This is a genomic window from Bacillus sp. OV322 (assembly GCF_900112495.1).
GTDB lineage: Bacteria > Bacillota > Bacilli > Bacillales > DSM-1321 > Peribacillus.
Genome location: NZ_FOMA01000007.1, coordinates 107,461 through 125,151 on the forward strand (window position 1 = coordinate 107,461; position 17,691 = coordinate 125,151).

At 41.5% G+C, this 17,691-nt stretch carries 19 protein-coding genes; 9 read left to right on the forward strand and 10 right to left on the reverse strand.

The genetic code is table 11. The features are described from left to right. Positions 1-62: 62 nt before the first annotated feature. Positions 63-437 carry a DnaJ family domain-containing protein gene (locus BM126_RS17565; RefSeq protein ID WP_090990731.1) on the reverse strand — a complete coding sequence of 125 codons (375 nt, stop codon included), beginning with the start codon at positions 435-437 and terminating at the stop codon, positions 63-65. A 266-nt stretch (positions 438-703) separates the two neighbouring features. Here BM126_RS17565 and BM126_RS17570 point away from each other — a divergent pair, with 266 nt between their 5' ends. After that, on the forward strand, positions 704-1,159 hold the full coding sequence (locus tag BM126_RS17570) for a C40 family peptidase (protein WP_090990732.1): 456 nt from the start codon (positions 704-706) through the stop codon (positions 1,157-1,159). 234 nt (positions 1,160-1,393) lie between these two features. Next, positions 1,394-1,618 carry a hypothetical protein gene (locus BM126_RS17575; RefSeq protein ID WP_256213169.1) on the forward strand — a complete coding sequence of 75 codons (225 nt, stop codon included), beginning with the start codon at positions 1,394-1,396 and terminating at the stop codon, positions 1,616-1,618. 71 nt (positions 1,619-1,689) lie between these two features. Here the strand turns inward: BM126_RS17575 and BM126_RS17580 are convergent, their stop codons facing one another. The 4 genes from BM126_RS17580 to BM126_RS17595 all read right to left on the reverse strand — a co-directional run bounded on the left by BM126_RS17580 (position 1,690) and on the right by BM126_RS17595 (position 5,652). Then, positions 1,690-2,175, reverse strand: a complete 486-nt coding sequence (locus BM126_RS17580; RefSeq protein ID WP_177201479.1) for a GNAT family N-acetyltransferase — start codon at positions 2,173-2,175, stop codon at positions 1,690-1,692. A 152-nt stretch (positions 2,176-2,327) separates the two neighbouring features. After that, the gene (locus BM126_RS17585; protein WP_090990734.1) at positions 2,328-3,998 is read right to left on the reverse strand and encodes a M20/M25/M40 family metallo-hydrolase; all 1,671 of its coding nucleotides are present in this window, start codon (positions 3,996-3,998) and stop codon (positions 2,328-2,330) included. Between the two features lie 170 nt (positions 3,999-4,168). Continuing rightward, positions 4,169-5,266, reverse strand: a complete 1,098-nt coding sequence (locus BM126_RS17590) for an AbrB family transcriptional regulator (RefSeq protein WP_177201480.1) — start codon at positions 5,264-5,266, stop codon at positions 4,169-4,171. 95 nt (positions 5,267-5,361) lie between these two features. Beyond that, the gene (locus BM126_RS17595) at positions 5,362-5,652 is read right to left on the reverse strand and encodes a DUF4190 domain-containing protein (RefSeq protein WP_090990736.1); all 291 of its coding nucleotides are present in this window, start codon (positions 5,650-5,652) and stop codon (positions 5,362-5,364) included. 217 nt (positions 5,653-5,869) lie between these two features. Here BM126_RS17595 and BM126_RS17600 point away from each other — a divergent pair, with 217 nt between their 5' ends. The 7 genes from BM126_RS17600 to BM126_RS17630 all read left to right on the forward strand — a co-directional run bounded on the left by BM126_RS17600 (position 5,870) and on the right by BM126_RS17630 (position 12,045). Further along, positions 5,870-7,141: an MDR family MFS transporter gene (locus tag BM126_RS17600; RefSeq protein ID WP_090990885.1), complete on the forward strand. Its 1,272-nt coding sequence runs from the start codon at positions 5,870-5,872 to the stop codon at positions 7,139-7,141. A gap of 211 nt (positions 7,142-7,352) precedes the next feature. Beyond that, on the forward strand, positions 7,353-8,357 hold the full coding sequence (gene mreBH, locus BM126_RS17605) for a rod-share determining protein MreBH (RefSeq protein ID WP_090990737.1): 1,005 nt from the start codon (positions 7,353-7,355) through the stop codon (positions 8,355-8,357). 291 nt (positions 8,358-8,648) lie between these two features. Beyond that, a complete protein-coding gene (locus BM126_RS17610) occupies positions 8,649-9,293 on the forward strand; it encodes an alpha/beta family hydrolase (protein ID WP_090990738.1) in 645 nt (214 codons plus the stop codon). Between the two features lie 550 nt (positions 9,294-9,843). Next, a complete protein-coding gene (locus BM126_RS17615) occupies positions 9,844-10,092 on the forward strand; it encodes a hypothetical protein (RefSeq protein ID WP_090990739.1) in 249 nt (82 codons plus the stop codon). A gap of 39 nt (positions 10,093-10,131) precedes the next feature. Then, complete coding sequence (locus BM126_RS17620) at positions 10,132-10,686, forward strand: thioredoxin family protein (protein ID WP_090990740.1); 555 nt, start codon at positions 10,132-10,134, stop codon at positions 10,684-10,686. Positions 10,687-10,711: 25 nt separating this feature from the next. Then, positions 10,712-10,984, forward strand: coding sequence for an acylphosphatase (locus tag BM126_RS17625; protein WP_090990741.1), 273 nt, complete (start codon positions 10,712-10,714; stop codon positions 10,982-10,984). Positions 10,985-11,184: 200 nt separating this feature from the next. Continuing rightward, positions 11,185-12,045, forward strand: coding sequence for a YihY/virulence factor BrkB family protein (locus tag BM126_RS17630; protein WP_090990886.1), 861 nt, complete (start codon positions 11,185-11,187; stop codon positions 12,043-12,045). A 168-nt stretch (positions 12,046-12,213) separates the two neighbouring features. On the opposite strand, the gene BM126_RS17635 is transcribed toward BM126_RS17630, so the two are convergent. The 5 genes from BM126_RS17635 to BM126_RS17655 all read right to left on the reverse strand — a co-directional run bounded on the left by BM126_RS17635 (position 12,214) and on the right by BM126_RS17655 (position 17,618). Beyond that, positions 12,214-13,407 carry a DHH family phosphoesterase gene (locus BM126_RS17635; RefSeq protein ID WP_090990742.1) on the reverse strand — a complete coding sequence of 398 codons (1,194 nt, stop codon included), beginning with the start codon at positions 13,405-13,407 and terminating at the stop codon, positions 12,214-12,216. 290 nt (positions 13,408-13,697) lie between these two features. Continuing rightward, on the reverse strand, positions 13,698-14,480 hold the full coding sequence (locus BM126_RS17640; RefSeq protein ID WP_090990743.1) for an ABC transporter ATP-binding protein: 783 nt from the start codon (positions 14,478-14,480) through the stop codon (positions 13,698-13,700). A 24-nt stretch (positions 14,481-14,504) separates the two neighbouring features. Further along, positions 14,505-15,515, reverse strand: coding sequence for an NAD(P)/FAD-dependent oxidoreductase (locus tag BM126_RS17645; RefSeq protein ID WP_090990744.1), 1,011 nt, complete (start codon positions 15,513-15,515; stop codon positions 14,505-14,507). A gap of 25 nt (positions 15,516-15,540) precedes the next feature. After that, positions 15,541-16,575 carry a FecCD family ABC transporter permease gene (locus BM126_RS17650; protein ID WP_090990745.1) on the reverse strand — a complete coding sequence of 345 codons (1,035 nt, stop codon included), beginning with the start codon at positions 16,573-16,575 and terminating at the stop codon, positions 15,541-15,543. Continuing rightward, complete coding sequence (locus BM126_RS17655; RefSeq protein WP_090990746.1) at positions 16,575-17,618, reverse strand: FecCD family ABC transporter permease; 1,044 nt, start codon at positions 17,616-17,618, stop codon at positions 16,575-16,577. Before BM126_RS17655 ends, BM126_RS17650 begins: the two co-directional genes overlap by 1 nt. Positions 17,619-17,691 lie beyond the last annotated feature (73 nt).

Sequence of the window (17,691 nt, forward strand, 5' to 3'; positions counted from 1 at the left end):
GAAACATATTCCTTAAAAACAGACAAAGAGAGCAAAAAAAAAGCCCTGTCATGGGCTCTCATTCAATCTCTCAAACGGCTGGCAATCTTATTTTCATATTTCTTGAAAAAGGAACTGTTTGTCACCTTTCTTTTCTCCATTACTTTATTGAAATGAAGCAGTTTTTGATTGAGCTTTGCCTGCAATTTTTCCCTTTCCTCCGGATCATGGCAGCAGGCGATTAATTCCTCAATTGTAAGCAGCTCGTTTCGGTACTTTTCCTCAGATTCCAGCATTTTGGCATTTTTCATCATGCTGTATGCCATTCTAAGCTCTGGCGGAATTGCTGAAAGATCTTCAAGTACGAGAGGCTTCCCTTTACCAGGCAGGTGATCGAATCCACCTTCAGCCATTGCTCTTTTGATTCTTTCTTCAGAGACCATTCCTGCAAAGTCCATCTTTATCTCTCCTTCTTCCCGGCATTGAGTGGGAATTATCGAAATGTATCCTCAATGCCTCTGGCAAGTAACAAGTTATCAGAGATATGCTCTATGAATAGTTTGAGTTTTTAGATAAATATGTCGAATCCATTACATGTATGAATATTTTGTCATATTTTTGTAATAAAACTTAATAGGCCTGTAACCCTACTAATTACCTATATTTGCTATATTAAATTTATCAAAGGAAAGAGCAAGTCTTTCTAAGCATTCGGAGGAACCACATGAAGAAGGTATTATTCGCCGCTGTGATTATACTAAGTTTGTTTTTAGAGTTGCTTGCTCCTTCCAGCAGGGCAGAAGCAGCCTTTTCATCTGAAAAAGTAGTTCAGGAAGGAAAAAAATACATAGGGGTTCATTATCGGTATGGAGGAACGACTCCAAGCGGTTTTGACTGCTCAGGCTTCGTTGGCTACACCTATAGAAATGCTACCGGCAAGATATTGCCGAGAACCGCCTCGGGAATTTTTTCAACAGGTCAATATGTAAGCAAAGGCAGCCTAAAAAAAGGTGATATCGTCTTCTTTTCAACCATAAAATCCAAAAGAGGCGCTTCACATACAGGAATCTATATTGGCGGCAGCAAGTTTATCCATGCCTCCACATCCAAGGGTGTAAGCATAGATTCTCTTAAAACATCCTACTGGAGATCCAAATTCATAGGTGCCAGACGATTATAATTTTAATTATGCAGCCAGCTCCAAAGTTGGCTGTTTTTTATTTTATACCACCGTTTTTAGTTTCAAAACCTTTTTTTCAGGTGATTCAGATAATATGAACATTTATTTAGTATATCCTTGTAAAGCTGTAACTTTCCAGCTTGGTTTTATACTTTGGCTATGTTTAATAGCCCTTTTGAAGGCTGACTCTTGTAATTTGTAAAGGTTTATCCAAGTAATCATTACCACAATTAGGTGAATATTGTTAAAATAGAATTAGAAAAAGGGGCAGTTAAAGTGAACAAAATGTTTATGGGTCTTATCTTTGTCTTGATAGGCATTACTTTCTTAATGTTATCGTTAACAGTATCTATGCCAACCTTATTATGGGCAGTTTCACTCGGAACAAGCATAATTTTGAACATTGCAGGAACTGCAATATTAATACAGTATATTAAAACAGCAAAAAAGAGCTTTTAATTATCAAAGTGACCCTATTATAAGGTCACTTTTCTTTTCTCTAAAAATATCAAACTATTGATTAACATAGCCTATACGTTAAAAACCATTCTCACTGTTTTTAGGATATGTCCATCAAAGTCATCATCAAATTCGGAAACAATTTTGAACCCTTTTGCCTTGTAAAATCTTGTTCCAATGTTATTGTCTTTTTCTACATCGATATAAATCTCTTTAACACCATCTAATTGTTTAATTCCTTCATTTAGTAATGCAGTGCCAATGCCCTTGCCTTGATATTCAGGGTTTAAATATATTGCTGCGAGTTCCGTTTTGCCTTCTTCTTTTATAGCAGAAAAGTTTGCAAAGCCTACAATTTCCCCATTCACTTCTGCAACCCAAAACAATGAATGTTCTAATCGTTTCTGCATCATCTCGTCATTATAAGCTGTTTTCAAGAAACTTTCTTGAATCTCAAGAGGAATGATTCCTTGATATGTGCTATTCCAGCTTGTTTTAGCAACATGCTGTACTTGGCTAATATCCTCCATCTGCATCTCCCGGATAATATATTCCACTCATACCAGTCCTTCCTGTAGATGTTTTGCTGATTTTTCTAACCTCTTTCCAAATTAAAAATGAGCAATGTTAAACACGCCCTCCATATAAATCACTGTTAATAGTTGTTTCAAGTTTTGCCACTTAAACCTGGGGGGCGGGCCATAATCTGTCAAAAATCAGCTGAAAGTACCTCTTTTAAGAATTCCTTCATTATTGCTGGCATAACTTCAGTTGAAAAAGGGATTTCAAGGCGCTCAGTCCGTTTGTGTGCATCCTTTCCATATGGACCGATATTAATTGAGGGAATATCAAGATCCATTATTTTTGACAGCGGTACATGATACCGTCTGCCGTAGAGCGGCATTTCTTTTTCCAAAACAGGAATGACTTTATCGGCATCCATCAAACGGCAATAGCTGACATCCGATAACCCTGTGAAATAATTCTTTGTCTTCAAGCTTACGCCGAATTTTTCTTCCGTTTGCATGACTGTTTTTTCTGCGAGCTCAAGCAGCCTGTCTTCCTTGGCTGTTTGTCCATTTAAAGTAACATGCGGATAATATGGGGGTGCAAATAGAATCAAGTAAAACGGTGCAAGATCAGTAAAATATCCGCTGATAGTTTTGGCAAGTTCAATCGTGAGCTGCCTATAATCAAAATCCGGATTCGTTGCCTGATTCAAGCAATGCTGCATTTCATCCCTGAAAGATTCTCCGTACCTTTCCAATCCTAATGAAAATAAAGCGGAATATGTATACACAGCAGGTTTAAGCATATGAAGGTCTGCTTCATTTTTCTCCACATTTTCACTTTGAAAAGCAGTTTGCAGTTTTCTGTATATATCTTCAGAGCTTTTTTTTGCTGTTACTACCAATTTATCCATCACTTCCTGGGGACTTTGTGAAAGGGTTAGAATATTGTAAAGCACATAAGCATGGGCCGGTGTCTGCACATTATAATGATCCTTCAAATCAGCAAGCTTCAATGCTGTCGGCAAAGGATTTTTTTCTCCGCTGACTTCCTCTCTGAAATGCCGGGAAAGCTCCATATTCATGGTAAAAGCGCTTGCCATCCATGATGCATTAATTCCTTCCAGGGGCTCCCCTACATGTGTCTCTTTACCGGTGCAGAAAATGAGCGGAAGCAGTTTGCCGGCAGATCCAAGATAAATATATTTGGATTCATCACCAGGAAAACTCGAAAAAGACGGCTCAGAGCAAAAGCATAGTTCATAGTGCAGCCCGTATTTCTCCTTTAAAGCTGTTAACAGCTTTACGCCTGCAAACATTCCTTCAGAATTTCTCTCCTCATCTGGTGCAGCTAAAAGAAGGAGATTTCCTTCGAAGTCCTCGCTTTGGCTCCATTCAGAAATCAATGCAATCTGCAGGGCAAGCCCCGCCTTCATATCCATAATGCCCCTGGCAAACAGCCAATCCCCAGAGCTTAGGTCTTTTTCAGCATCCAAAGGCAATGCTTCTGATTTCAGCATTTCTGTATACCTGTCCGGATCAAATGCATATGGTTTTAAATAGCCATAATCCTCGATACCCACTACATCATAATGACTGAGGAGAATGATTGTTTTCTGATGTCTGCTCTTTTGCTTTCCTTTTAATAGAGCTGCGACAGTCTTTCTGTTTAAAGAATCATTTTCAATGCTTTCTTCAAAAATCATGGATGGATTTTCCTTAAAATAGGGTATTTCCTTTAAAATGGCCAATATTTCAGAGGCCATATCATTTTCTTCTTCCGTACCGGAAATGCTCGGAATGGCAACAAGCCGTTTAATAAGCCTTAAAATATCTTCACGGTTGTTCCAATGTTCAAATTCCTGTTTCATGTCCTTCCTCCCAAATCCCTGAAAATTAAGAAAATTTAAAGCCAGCAAGGACCAGCTGCGTCCTCGCCGGCTTATAAAACGAATTAGGCCGTAAAAATCTGAAAACCGTTTTTTCTTTCTGCAGCTCTCCGTCTTTTGCACAGTGAGCACGCTATATCTGCAAAACAGAACTATTCGAGTTGCTCTCTCTTCCTTCGGCCTGCAATAAACTTCATTACAGGAGAAAGCAGAAATAAAATAAATAAAATCCGGAATAGATGAAAGCTGGTCACAATCGAAACATTGGAGTGAACAGAAAGGGCAGTCACAGACATTTCTGCCACTCCTCCCGGTGCCAGGCTTAAAAAAAGCTCGTTGACTGGCAGTGACAGATAATTTTTGAGACCGTATGAGACCAAATAGCAAAATCCAATCAGTAAAACATTAATGACAAAAATCATCCCGAACATTTTCCGGAACAGCCTCGGATTATTTACCTTTAGAGTATAACCGAGATGAGCACCGATCAGCAGCTGTGAAAGGTTCAGCCAAAACACCGGTATTTGCGGAGCTTCAAAGCCTGTTAAATTGAAGGCGGCTGCTGTCAGCAGCGGTCCAAGCATAAAAGGAAGCGGAAAGTTTATTTTTTTGCCGAAAAAAATTATAGATGAAAAAACGGCAGCCATTAGGATTGCATGCATCCAGCTATAATGAAAACTGAATGTGCTTCTGTGGACAAGGGCAGAAGCTGCGCCTGTAGAAGGCTGTGCAGACATTACATGCACAACCAGCCAGGGCACAATAGAAATCACGAGTATAATCCTAAGCGTTTGCATAAATGCGACAATACTTTCGTCCGCATCCTCAATTTCCTCGCTTAACACTACCATCTGGGAAAGCCCGCCAGGAAAACTCCCTAATAAAGATGTATTTAATGTAAGCTTCATTCTTTTCATTAAAAAAATAGCAGTCAGAACCGTAAATAAAATAATGATAACTGTTGTAAAAAACATGACAGGCAGATATTTCGCCATCTGGGCAACAGAATCACTGGTAAATGAACTTCCCAGCTGAAGGCCAAGCATAATCAGGCCGGCATTTCTCAGCTTGCTGTTCCACTGCATGAATTTGCCGAACTTCATCTTCGCAGCCATAACGAAAAACAGCGGCCCAAGCATCCAGGGCAAATATAAACCAGAATAATAAAACAAAAAACCGCCAGCTCCGGCAATGCCTAAAACAGCCAGCACCAAAGGCCCAAAACTCCCGCTCACAAATCCCTTAACCACTTCAACCAACCTTCTTCATATAAATAGTAAAATACCACACTTTCATCCTAACATACTCCACTTGGGAAATAACGGGAAATGGGGTCTGACCCCCATTAAAAAGTGGAGACGTCAGTGGAGATATCAGATCCGAAGGCTGCGATTACAATGATAATGAGGACAATGCCCAGGATATTGAGTATGATTCCAATGATGCTGCAGACACGTCCTGCGATTGCCATTCCCCGGCCGCCTTCTCCGGTATTTTTTATTTCTTTTAAACTCGGAAATGAAATGATAAGCCCAATAATGCCCAGCAGTATCCCTAAAAATGGGACGATGAGCGATAGAATCCCAAGTACCAAAGACGCGATAGCCTTTGAATTGGTTTTTTTGATTTCTGACATATAGCCATCTCCTTCTATGCAGTAAAATATGTAAAAAAATTACCTCTTTATCATATCATATATTTAAAATATTCTAGAGCAGCGTTAAATTATGCTTTTTCCATCTTCAGTCAAACAAATTGAATTGGAAGTAATTTGAGAATTATCTTGTATTTACACTCTGCCAGACGTTATCATGAAATGGGTTATTACTAGAAAGCGAGACAGATATATGGCTATGAGATTAAAAGATTGGGATAAAAATTTAAAAATCCGCTTAAGCGGAGAATTTCTGGTAAATGTTACGTTTTGGATGTTCTTTCCCTTCCTGGCGATTTATTTTACAGATTCTTTCGGAAAAACAGCTGCAGGCCTTCTGCTGATTTTTTCACAATTCTTTTCTGTCGCGGCGAATTTGCTTGGAGGATATTACGCGGATAAATTCGGCAGAAAGAAAATGATGGTCTATTCCGCCGCGGGACAAGGGGCCGCATTTCTGGTTTTTGCATTTGCCAGCTCACCATGGCTCGAATCTCCTGTGCTGGGCTTTATCAGCTTCACAGTTGTCAGCATTTTCGGATCTTTTTACTGGCCGGCAAGCCAAGCGATGGTAGCAGACGTTGTACACGAAAAAGACCGCAGCAGCGTGTTTGCAATCTTTTATACATCCATAAATATTGCTGTGGTCATAGGGCCTATTTTAGGAGGCATTTTTTATGCTGAACATCGCTTTGAGCTGCTTCTTTGTGCAGGGATACTAAATATTGCCCTAGGGCTTATTTTAAAAAGATGGATTGAAGAAACCGCTCCCCCATTCAAAAGGGAAAATAGCTCTGCTGAAGGTAAAACAAGCTGGATACGGATAATTGGCAATCAGTTTAAGGACTATAATGTCATTGTCCGGGACAAAACATTCCTGTTATTTATTATTGCAGGCGTACTTGTTGGCCAGACGTTCATGCAGCTCGATCTTTTGTACCCTGTTTATGTTAAAGAAACTGTCGCGACACAGCCTTTAATCTCACTTGGCAATTATACCTTTACCATTAAAGGAGAGCAGGCATTTGGATTATTGATTGCAGAAAACGGATTTTTGGTTGCTCTTTTAACCATTGTCATAACGAAATGGATGTCAGCATATAAGGAAAGAAATGTCTTTATGACCTCATCGATTGTATATGCAGCATCCATTCTGATGTTCGGAAGGACCGACTGGATTTGGGGGCTCATATTTGCCATGATGATCTTTACATTTGGCGAGTTAATGACAGCAGGTATACAGCAGAGCTTCATTTCAGAATTGGCTCCGGAAAACATGCGCGGACAATATTTCGCAGCAGCCAGTCTTCGCTTCACCATTGGAAGGATGCTTGCCCCCCTCTCCATCCCAATGACAGACTGGTTTGGCTATAATTGGACATTCCTGATCCTGAGTCTCCTTGCCATAATCAGCGCCCTTGTTTATTTGGTGATGTTTAAACGATTCGAAAGAGAAAAAGCCGTTCTTTAATTGTTAATAGATATTCCCTAAAAGCTGATGCATGTGCATCAGCTTTTATAGTTAATTTTATCCAATTGAGGTTAAGCTAGGATCCCCCGCCCCATTTTTGCCTCATTCTTAATATTGAGGTAAAAATTACCGTTTACTCATACCCCCATAAATCGACACTTTTATGTAGAATGCTTATATGGGGGTCAAACTCTTACTAAGGGGTGACTAGATGTTATCAAACACTGAAATTGGAATTGATTTAGGTACGGCCAATACATTGGTTTACAGCAAAAATAAAGGGATTGTGTTAAATGAACCTTCTGTTGTTGCGATAGATTTAGATACAAAAACCGTATTGGCTGTCGGTACAGACGCGAAAAATATGATCGGCAAAACTCCCGGAAATATCGTTGCGGTCCGTCCACTAAAGGATGGAGTGATTGCTGATTTCGATATTACAACGCAAATGCTTAAACAAATTATGAAAAAAGCGGGCAAGAAGCTCGGTTTGACATTAAGAAAACCGAATGTAGTGGTATGCACTCCATCAGGCTCCACATCTGTAGAGAGAAAAGCAATTCAGGATGCTGTGAGAAGCTGCGGGGCAAAGCAGGTTCATTTAATTGAAGAACCTGTAGCAGCGGCAATCGGTGCAGATCTTCCTGTAGAAGAGCCAATAGCGAATGTTGTTGTCGATATCGGCGGAGGAACAACCGAGGTAGCCATCATCTCGTTTGGAGGCGTAGTTTCCTGCCATTCTATAAGAATCGGCGGAGACCAGCTGGATGAGGACATTGTTCAGTACGTCAGAAAGAAATACAACCTGCTGATTGGCGAAAGAACAGCCGAAAGAATTAAAATAGAAATCGGCCATGCGCTTGTCAAACACGAAGGAGTTTCAATGGAAGTAAGAGGCCGGGATCTTGTGACAGGTCTTCCTCAGACCGTTACCCTTCACTCTGAAGAAATTCAGGAAGCCATTAAAGAATCCTTGCTTCATATCTTAGAAGCCATACGGGCCACTCTTGAAGATTGCCCTCCTGAACTAAGCGGAGACATCGTTGACCAGGGAGTTGTACTGACCGGCGGAGGAGCCCTATTAAACAGCATCCAGGAATGGCTCAGCACCGAAATAGTAGTTCCTGTTCACGTGGCAGCCAACCCTCTTGAATCTGTTGCGATTGGAACTGGACGGTCTCTTTCTGTCATTCACAAATTACAAAAAGCAAAATAAAAGATTAGCATTTTCAAAGGGACTATCTGCAGACCATGCAATAGTCCCTTTGTTTTTTTATGGGGTCTAATTCCCCTGCAGGAGGTACCGTCTGCTTTCCTTCCTGCCCGCTTAACCTCACTCCGTTTTTCAATTAGTTCAGCTCATTCAAACATATCCATAGTTGCTATCAATAAACTCTTTATAAAAACCGTTCCTTTTTTATGTATTTTGGCAAAGCCAATGAAAAATACACCCTCCTGCTTTTCTTGTAATTTATGGTAATATTTAATAAAGAATAGAGGAAATAGTATGTTACATGTAAAAACAAATACAGTTCAAGGATACAAAGGGATGAACATTCCTTTTACTATGCTAAGTAAAAAAGAAGATTCTGAGAAACTGGCGATTTTGCTGCCAGGAGCAGGATATACGGTACAAGCCCCTATCCTCCATTACTCAACAGGTGTATTCATCAATAAATCTTTTGATGTTTTACAGGTTAAGTATCAATACAACAATGAGTTTTATGCTGACTTTAGTATGGATGAATTAAGCGAAGCGATAAAAGTTGATGTACATACTGTTTTGGATTCTGTCCGGGCGGAGAGAACTTATGAAAATGTTTATCTTATCGGCAAATCAATTGGAACCATTGCCATGAGTTCTGTGTTAGAAAGAGAAGAATTTAAGAAGGCTAAAGCTATCTGGCTGACACCTTTGATACAAAGGGAAGATGTTTTAGGTTCGATGGCAGGAAGTGTAAATAAAGGTCTGTTTATCATAGGAGATAGGGATCATCACTACAGTGAGGAAGAATTTTTAAAGGCGGCAGAAAATCCAAATATCACTACTAGATTAATACCTAATGTAAATCATAGTTTGGAATATGAAGAAGATATAGTTGAATCTATCGATGTCTTAAAAAGCATAATAAAAGACATTGAAAATTTTTAAGCTAGTATTCAGTCATTTAATGGACAAACAAAAGACCGTACCATTAATAATTAAAAACCCTAAATACAGACAGACTACTTTGGAATGCAATGACTGTTTTTTATCCTTTCCGCCTGTACTTCATGCCTATTGATAAAAATAAAAACTGGATTGGTTTAATGGCCATTTTCCTTTTAACAAGGCTCTTTTTTTAAAGATTGTTGTTTTTTAATGAGTTCTGTGAGGCAATCATATTGTTAAATCAGGTTGATTGGAGCGTAAGGTGCGAGACTCCTGCGGGATTAGCGGGAAGGTGAGACCCCGCAAGCGTAGCTGAGGATGCTCACCACCCGCCCCGCGGAAAGTGAGCATCCTGGAGCAGAAATCAACCACTTGTTGAATAGCAACAAAGCAATCATTTGCATTCTTTTATTTACATAGTATAAATTGTTTAGGGGTGCAAAACGAATCTGGCAGAGTTTTTATAATTGCGAATATAAATTTCCGCCGGATAATAAACCGTCCTTTGCCCTTGCATCAAATTACACACATCTGCAAAGGAGGGCTTGCCATGATCCGTATTGAACTGCTTTGCCGCGAAATCAAACGACTAACAGATGATTATTATAAATGTGAAAATACCGTCATTAAAGAACAAATCTATCAGGATGTAAAGCTCTTAAGCGAAGGTTTGTTTTTAGTGAGCTGCCGGATTATATACAGGATGAAAGTTAGAATAGGAAACATGTTCATTCCTTCTAATTATACAGCCTCTTCTTCAAACATATTTCTTCCATTTACTGTGCTAAAAAGCTTATGATATGAAAAAGGTTTTGAAAAATTCAGGAGGAGTGATAAAATGAGCAATTTAAACACTTGGTTTGAAAAAGCTATGAACCGGGACGCTTATGTAGAAAGTATGGAAAAGCACAAAGAAAGTTTAGAAAGAATCTATATGGGCTTTCAGCTTTCAGATGAAGATAAGCAAATTCTTGCACCCTTGAAGGAAAAAAAACTGCGTGCCATCAGCCTCACTGCAGATTGGTGCGGAGATGCGATGGTAAACCTGCCGATTTTCATGAGGATAGCAGAGGCTGCGGGCATTGATGACCGTTACCTAATCAGGGATGAAAATCTGGAGCTGATGGATCAGTATTTAACAAACGGGACTGCACGTTCTATTCCTATTATCATCTTAATTGATCAAGATGGAAACGAAACAGCAAAATGGGGCCCGCGCGCTCCTGAAGTCCAGGAATTTGTAAACAATCTGCGTGCCAATGTGCCCCCAAAAGAAGATCCGGCACATGAAGCAGGCTTCCAGCTGTTCATCGAAGGCTTAACAAGCAGGTTTACTGCAGATGCTGATTTATGGAACAGCATCAAGCAGGATTTGCTGAAAACCATTATCTAACTCTGTTCTTTGGGAGCTGACAATTATGAAACAGTATCATATCATCGTTGGAGGACACGTCCAGGGTGTAGGTTTTCGCTATTTTACCCATGCAGCTGCACTTGAACTTGGCATAAAAGGCTGGGTAAGAAATACTGAAGATGGATCTGTTGAAATTGTGGCAGAAGGAAAAGAAAACAGCCTAGGAGCTTTCCTGGCTAAAATCCAAGCCGGCCCCCGTTTTTCAAGCGTATCTGAAGTCAATTGGAACGAAAAACAGGCAGACATATCATATAGTTCTTTTACCATTAAAAATTAGTCTCTGCTAAAGCTCATTGCATATTGCGCTAATGGCGTAGGGTCTGATCCATCGGGGTCAGGCCCTTTCTCTGTTTATAGCCAAATCTGCAGTTTTCATCAATTCCTGTTGTTTCCAAAAGCAAACTAGAGGGTTACACAGCAATAACTTGGGGAAAAGGAATGAAAACAAAGCTGAAAACCCGGGAGATGATACGAAAGATGAAAAAACTTATATCCTTTGGCAAAAGCCTTTCCAAGGAGGTAAAAGAAGACAGAGCTACAGGATTGGCAGCTGAACAGGCTTATTACTATATGCTTGCACTTTTTCCGATGCTGATTCTTTTACTTTCCATTCTGCCGTACTTATCCATACAGCCTCAAAAGGCACTCGACTTCATAAATGACTTCATCCCTTCTGCAACGACCAATGTGCTACAGGACAATATTTTAAAAATCATCAGCGAGCGCAATGGAGGATTGCTGACTTTTGGTATCCTCGGAACAATCTGGTCTGCTTCCAATGGAATGAATGCATTTATGCATTCCATGAATATCGCTTTTGATGTCACAGAAACAAGAAACTTTATCAAAGCAAGGCTTATCTCCATATTGCTGACATTCGGGCTGATTATTGCCTTTATCGTAGCATTAGTGCTTCCCGTATTCGGAAATGTCATTCTGGATCTTATTAAGCAAATTGTGCCTATTCCTGATGGGTTGGCCATTCTGATCTTAGTGCTGCGCTGGGTCATTTCTGTAGCAATCATTGCAGGGGTTCTTGCATTTTTATACCGCTTTGCACCCAATAAGCACTATCCGTTCAAACAGGTAATCCCTGGTGCCATTACAGCAACACTTGTATGGCTAATTATTTCTCTCGGCTTCTCTTTTTATGTTTCCAACTTTGGAAACTATGCTTCTACTTACGGAAGCCTCGGAGGAGTGATCGTACTGATGCTTTGGCTGTATTTTACCGGCCTTGCACTTGTTATTGGGGGAGAAATCAACGCCCTATTCCACAAAAACTCCCCTGCTGCTGCCAAAGCAAGCAAGGAAACAACACCCGTATACCGCGGGTAAACTAAAAAGCGGAAGCGCCTTGTTTGGAGGATCAAAGACTAAAGGCGCCGCGTCCTGCGGCAACGTCTTTGTGACCCCCATCCTGGGGGCCTAAGAGGGCTAGATTAAGAAATCTAAAAAGGCAAGAAACCCTTAACATGCAGGGATTCTTGCCTTTTATGTATGATATCAGAGATTTTTGCCTGTATTCATTTGATAATTTTTTATAAGATAATCCAGGTACTTATCATCCCGTGTTAGCGAAGCATAATATTTTCTTTTGATATGTTTTTCCATCTCCGGGAACCCGGAAAAGAATTGTTTATTGTGCTGGTGGTTGATCTCGAGAGACCAGCCCTTGTCCTCGGTGAAAAATACAAACAGGCGCTCATCATTTTTGCCCATATATAAGCTGCCTCTTTCAGATTCTTTTAGATTAAACTGGTTTTTAAAAGCGTCGCGTTTGAGCGGCTCAGAAAAGAAGGTTCCTTCTACATACTTCTTGTAAGCCTCTTCTGTCAGATTACAGCCGGAAGCTTTTCTATGTCCGCCTCCATCATACTTGGCCGCAACTTCCGATACATCCACTTCATCATGAATGGTGCGCAGGCTGATCCTTTTAGATCCCACCATAATGATCGCGATATAATCCAAATGGGGAAATTCCTTTGATAACTCGTTACCCAGCTCTGAATGATAGGATTCTGCATGAACGATACCAGCATACTTCCCGCCTATGCTTGCCTGGTATACCTCCCGCTTTTTCCTGTTAATATAGCGCTGCACCCTTCTTTCTTCAACGTCCAATAGCTTGCATTCCATTTCATCAAAAACAAATTCACTCTCACTGGTAAGCTTTTTTAGAATTTTTTCTTCAAATTCTTCAATCGTGATCATGAATAACAGGTCATTAAGCTGCTTGGCGGCAATATTTTCATTCAATTCCCATTCCCATGTATCATATTGCCTGACCTGCTCCACAAATTTATCAAGGATTTGTGAACGCTCAAGCAGGTTATCCTTCAGGAATTTCTCATATAAAAGCGAAGTGGCAGAGGTTTGTTTTCCGTCTTCCTGCACAACCGTAACAGCTGCCCATGAATGTTCATTAAGATGCTGGGCTGATTGGTGGTGGTCAATCAGCTCGGCATGTCCTCCAGATTCCACAAATTCTGTAATTCTTTTTTCATTATCCGCATGTACCGATAAATCGGTAATCAGCAGGCGCACATCTTTATTCCCTTCTTGAATAAATTTTTCTACTTGATAATTTAAAGCGGAGATCGAATTGTAAATGACCTGAACACTATCCCCAAACGCCAATTTAGCTAAAATTCCGCAGCCCACTCCATCAAGATCATTATGCGTTAACACCCGATACATATTGCAGCCTCCTAAAGCACAGATATATTCATTCTTTCCTATTAAGCACCTTTTTATTTTTCCGCCTTCTATTATACAAATAAAAGGGACAATAAAAAACATAACAAATACTCAAGGGCATTGAAAAGCCATTTACAAATTCCAGGGGCGCTCTTTGCCTTCATTTTCTATACAAGCACTCAACAACATATTAAGGAAAGAAGGCCCCGCTCCAATCATTAGCTAAAATCAGTATTGAATCCAAATGAAAAAAGGCTCATTCCCTAATTGAAATGAAACCTTTCATGTCCCTAAATCCGTTCATAAGGCAGGCAAAGCGGCTGGCCGCTTCTCGGATCCAAAATGATGTCACTTTTTACCCCGAATACATTTTCTATAATATCCGCTGCCATGACCTCGGAGGGTGTACCGCTTTTTATTACCTCGCCTTTTTTTATCGCTATCATGTGCTCGGCATAACGGCTTGCGTGATTTAAATCATGCACCACCATCACTATTGTTCTCTGCTTTTCCTTATTGAGCATCTGGAGCAGGTTCAGCACCTCAATCTGATGCCCCATATCTAAGAAAGTCGTGGGCTCATCCAGGAAAAATATATCTGTTTCCTGGGCCAAAGCCATCGCAATCCATGCCCGCTGCCTTTGCCCTCCAGAAAGCTGGTCAACAGGGCGGGAAGCAAATTCCTTCATCCCGGTCATTTCAAGAGCTTGCAGAATTACTTTATGATCTTCTTTATTCAGCGACCCCAAGCCTTTTTGGTGCGGAAACCGTCCGTAAGAGACCAGTTCCAGAACCGTTATTCCTTCAGGAGCTGCCGGATTTTGAGGGAGAATCGCCAGCTGTTTGGCCACTTCTTTTGTTTTTTGCTCCGCAATGGATTTTCCATTTAGATACACATAGCCGCTCTCGGGTTTTAAAAGACGGGCCATGGTCTTTAAGATTGTGGATTTTCCGGAGCCATTTGCACCGACCAGTGCTGTTATTTTCCCGGAAGGAATAAAAACATTCAATTGGCTGACAATAATTTTGCCGGCATATCCAATATCCAATTTTTCTGTTTTAATCAAACAAATCCCCGCTTTCTGATGAACCCAATTCTATTCTGCGACAAATTCTTTATGGTGTGTAGAGTACATCGCCATGGCTCCTGCCCCTGGATCCATGTATTTTTTCGCACTGTTTAGTGCAAGCGGGCCCTCCGTGAACCCTCCCGTTATCAATCTGAGCTTATGCGGATGAATGACAGAATCCCCTGCTGCGAATATTCCGGGTATATTGGTTTCCATATCTCCGTTCACAACAATCCGGCCCTCTTCGATCTGCAGGCCCCACTCTTTGATAGGCCCAAGATCAATGCAGAAGCCATGGCTGACAATTAACTCATCAATGCTTAGCGTTCTTACCCCGCCTGTTTCTGCATTTTTGACTGTTATCCCGCTTACTTTCTCTCCATTTCCATGAAGCTCTTCAATACTATAGGGAGTTAAAACTTCAACAGAAGAATTCTTCAGCAGAGATTCATCGCTTTCGTGGCAGCTGAATTCACTTTTCCTATGCACAATGGTCACTTTTCGGGCAACCTTCTCCAATTCATTTGCCCAGTCTACCGCAGAGTTCCCCCCGCCGGAAATGACAACATCCTTGCCCTTAAAATCCTGCATATCTTTAATTGCATAATGAAGGTTGCCTCCTTCATACTGTGAAGCCCCTTTAACATCCAGCTTGATGGTCTTAAGCGTCCCCATTCCAGTAGTAAGGATAATTGTCTTTGTACGGTGCACTTCTCCATTTGTGCTGCTTAATACAAACGTTCCATCCTTCATCCTTTCCATACCGGCAATCTGCTGTCCCAAAACAATCGATGGTTTAAAGGTACCTGCCTGTTCAGTAAGCTGCTTGATTAAATCTTCTCCTTTTATTCCTGGAATCCCGCCAATATCACGGATGGTCTTTTCAGGAAAAAAATAAGATACCTTTCCCCCAAGCTGCGGCAAAAATTCAATAACCTTTGTCTTCAATTCTCTCATCCCGCTGTAAAATGCCGTAAATAAACCGATAGGCCCGCCGCCAATTATGGTTACATCATATAATTCCTGATTACTGTCCATCTCATTTCAGCTCCTTTTGATGAATTTATGCTTTTGATCTAGATAATAAAAAAAGAAAATATGGCGCCCCAATAATGGCCACAACAATACCTGCGTGGATTTCAGAAGGCTGGAGCACAGTCCTCCCTATCGTGTCTGCTGCAATTAATAACAGTGAGCCTGTCAGAGCAGATGCCGGGATCAGGTATTTATGCCCCGTACCTATAAGCCTCTTAGCCATGTGCGGACCGATTAAACCAATAAAGCCGATTCCGCCGCTCACCGAAACACTTGCCGCTGCCAGAAAGACTGCAGCAGCCAAAAGCTTCAATCTTTCTTTCTCAACGGGCATTCCGAGTCCTGCAGCCAATTGATCTCCAAAGCCCAGCACATCCAAGCTGCGTGATTTAAAAATCACATAAGGAATTAAGAGTAAAATCCACGGAAGCAAAGTAAGAACATGTTTCCAGCTTGTACCCCAGATGCTTCCAGCCAGCCAGACTGCCAAAAAATCAAATTGCCTAGGGTTAAGCTTAAGCATTAAGACGATCATCAATGCACTAATCCCTGCTGACACGCCAATGCCGTTTAGCAGCAGCCTGCCAGGCAGCAGGCCTTCGTTTTTTTTATAAGTCAGCATATAAATCAGCGCTGCAGCCATGCCGCCTCCCAGCAGAGCCAAAAAAGGCAGAAACAAGACTGGGGCATCCATGCTGTTTGGATAAAACGAGATAAACAAGACAACCAATAACCCCGCTCCCGCCGTTATTCCGAGTATACCCGGATCGGCAAGAGGATTGCGGGTCACTCCCTGAAGCACACAGCCGGATACAGCCAGACCGCTTCCAATCAAGATAGAAATGATAATCCTCGGAAGCCGGAACTCGAACAGAATCAGACTCTGCTTTTCGTCTCCCATTCCAAATAAAGTCTTAAAGACCTCAGAAGGGCTAAGCTTTGTATAACCCGTGTCCATACTGATAAAAAAGATCACCAAAATGGCGAGCGTCAGAATAGATAAGACAGTAATCCTTCTTATTCTTTTCCTCCGTTCCATTTCGGCAAAAATGACTTCGTCCATCACAGCGACCTCCCTTCTCTGCGCGCAACAAACAAAAAGAAAGGCACACCGATTAAGGCAAATAAAGCTCCGATGGGTGTTTCAAATGGCGGATTAATCATTCTTGCCCCTATATCAGCAAAGGTCATCAGCAAACCTCCAAGTATACCTGAACAAGGAATAATCCAGCGGTAATCCACGCCTACCAGATATCTTGTCAAATGCGGAATAACGAGTCCGACAAATCCTATTGGCCCTACAGCAGAAACAGCAGTACCAGCCAGAATGAGAATGACGAGGGAACAGGCAAGCTTTACAAATCCAGTTCTCTGGCCAAGGCCTTTAGCTACATCTTCCCCCAGACTCAAAAGAGTGATAGACCGCGAAAGCATGAGGGCAAAAAGAAGTGCGATAACAAACCATGGAAACATGATTCTCAGCTGCTCCCACTTCACGCCTGCTGCCCCTCCCGCAAACCAGAAGGCAAGATCCTGGCTAAGCTTAAAATGGATAGCAATCCCCTCGCTCATTGCCGTCATGAGTGCAGTAACAGAAGCACCTGCCAAAACCAGCCTCATTGGTGAGAGGCCGCCTTTGGCCAGTGATCCTGTGCCGTAGACCAGTATGGCTGCAAGCGCCGACCCCAGAAATGAAAAAAGAATTAGAGAGTTATAGGATATTCCAGGAAAAAAGGCAAAGCATATAGCGACCATTAATACAGCTCCAGCATTAAGCCCCATCAGCCCTGAATCAGCCAGCGGATTCCTTGTCATGCCCTGCATGATGGCCCCGCTTACTGCAAATGCCGCGCCAACTATAACATCCGCCAATGACCTTGGCAGACGGAGTTCCCTGATTATAGTGTGCTTTGGCATATCAGGGTTGTAGCTGAAAATGGCGGACCATACGGTTTTAAGGTCAATGTCCGCGGCTCCGACCGAGATGGAAAGGGCGGCACCGAAAAGCAGGGCAAGCATGCCTGCTGTCAGGATAAGTGTCGCTGCCCATGGCCTTGTATGCAGTTTTTCATTGTGTTTTTCTATACTTTCCAATTCTTCATTCATTTACTTCGCCTCAGATTTTCTTTAGGTGTATTTCCTGAAAATGGCCCGGCAATAACCGGGTCCTGTTTTTGTT